Origin of the sequence: Mycobacterium asiaticum (assembly GCF_001668675.1) — a bacterium.
Lineage (GTDB): Bacteria > Actinomycetota > Actinomycetes > Mycobacteriales > Mycobacteriaceae > Mycobacterium > Mycobacterium asiaticum_D.
The window spans coordinates 1-674 of sequence record NZ_LZKQ01000191.1; the positions used below are offsets into that span (position 1 = coordinate 1).

Below are 674 nucleotides of genomic sequence, written 5' to 3' on the forward strand. Positions count from 1 at the left end.
ACCCGGGGGGTGTCGTCGTCGGGGTGGGCCATGCCGGGGGCGGCCAGTTTGGCCCAGGCGGCTTCGATCAGCGCCCGCAGTTGCGGGGTGATCAGCCCCGACAGGCGCGACATGCCATCGAAGCCTTGCTTGCCCAGGATCAAAAAGCGCCGGCGGGCGCGGTCCTGCTCGGAGTAGTCGCCGTCGGGGTGCAACAGGGCCATCAGCGCACGCGCGTAGGCGCCGACCTGATCGGGCCGAAAGTCACAGGCTTTGCCGGCTAGGTCGGCCTCGGCGGCCTCCCGGGTGAACACATCCACGTGGGTGGGTAGGTGGGTGAAGAACCAGCGGATCACCTTCACATGCCCGTCACCGATCAGACCCCGGCACTGGGCGGCCGCGGTCGCGATCAGCGTCGGCGCCAAGGGTTGTCCGGTCAGGGTGCGGCGCGGGCCGAGGTCTTCGGCTTCGGCGATGCGCCGGGAGGCTTCGGCTTTGGTGATCCGCAACCGATCGGCCAACGCCACCGACAGCGTGCCGCCCAGTTCTTCCTTGCTCGCCTGGGCACCGAGCTCATTGATCAACCCGTGCTGCGCAGAACGCAGCCGCCGACTGACCCGCTCCAAACGTTCCAAGGCCCGCAACCGCTCCGGATTCGTCAGCGCGTCAAAGGACAACGCACACAACCGCTCCAC

1 protein-coding gene is annotated in these 674 nt (G+C 68.4%); it reads right to left on the minus strand.

Annotated features, from left to right (window positions below):
• Positions 1–674: DUF222 domain-containing protein (locus A9X01_RS16525; protein ID WP_155772126.1), on the minus strand; the 674-nt coding region annotated here is incomplete at both ends.